At 60.0% G+C, this 1,222-nt stretch carries 1 pseudogene; it reads left to right on the top strand.

The annotated features are described in order from the left end of the window. A pseudogene (locus tag ASJ79_RS24285) lies at positions 1-1,222 on the top strand (amidohydrolase family protein); the annotation flags it as partial.

Raw genomic sequence — 1,222 nt, 5'->3', positions numbered from 1 at the left:
ATGAACAAGGACGAGATGATTTTGATCAGCGTGGATGATCACATCGTTGAGCCGCCGGATATGTTCAAGAATCATTTGCCGCGGAGGTATTTGGATGAGGCGCCGCGGTTGGTGCATAACCCGGACGGTAGCGATACGTGGCAGTTCCGGGATGTGGTGATTCCGAATGTGGCGTTGAATGCGGTGGCGGGTCGGCCGAAGGAGGAGTACGGGCTGGAGCCGCAGGGTTTGGATGAGATCCGGCCGGGGTGTTGGCAGGTTGATGAGCGGGTCAAGGATATGAATGCCGGCGGGATTTTGGGGTCGATGTGTTTTCCGTCGTTTCCGGGGTTTGCGGGTCGGTTGTTCGCCACCGAGGATGCGGAGTTCTCGTTGGCGTTGGTGCAGGCTTACAACGATTGGCATGTCGAGGAGTGGTGCGGGGCGTATCCGGCGCGGTTCATTCCGATGACGTTGCCGGTGATCTGGGATCCCGAGGCCTGCGCCAAGGAGATTCGGCGTAATGCCGCCCGTGGGGTGCATTCGTTGACGTTCACCGAGAATCCGGCGGCGATGGGGTATCCGTCGTTTCATGATTTCGAGCATTGGAAGCCGATGTGGGATGCGTTGGTCGATACCGACACGGTGCTCAATGTGCACATCGGGTCTTCGGGGCGGTTGGCGATCACGGCGGCGGATGCGCCGATGGATGTGATGATCACGTTGCAGCCGATGAATATCGTGCAGGCGGCGGCGGATTTGTTGTGGTCGCGGCCGGTCAAGGAGTATCCGGAGTTGAAGATCGCGTTGTCCGAGGGGGGGGACGGGGTGGATTCCGTATTTCCTGGAGCGGGTGGACCGGACCTATGAGATGCATTCGACGTGGACGGGTCAGGATTTCGGGGGCAAGTTGCCCAGTGAGGTGTTCCGGGAGCATTTCCTGACCTGTTTCATCGCTGATCCGGTGGGGGTGGCCACCCGCAACAGCATCGGGATCGACAACATCTGTTGGGAGGCTGACTATCCGCATTCGGATTCGATGTGGCCCGGTGCCCCCGAGCAACTCGACGAGGTCCTCACCGCCAACCAGGTCCCCGATGAGGAGATCAACAAGATGACCTATCAGAACGCGATGCGCTGGTATCACTGGGACCCGTTCACCCACATCCCCAAAGACCAGGCCACCGTCGGCGCCCTGCGCAAAGCCGCCGAAGGACACGACGTCTCCATCCAAGCCCTCTCG

It is taken from the genome of Mycobacterium sp. NAZ190054 (assembly GCF_001545925.1).
In the GTDB taxonomy this organism is placed as follows: Bacteria; Actinomycetota; Actinomycetes; order Mycobacteriales; family Mycobacteriaceae; genus Mycobacterium.
Note: the sequence above shows the minus strand (reverse complement) of the source record. Positions and strands in the feature narration are given on the sequence as shown.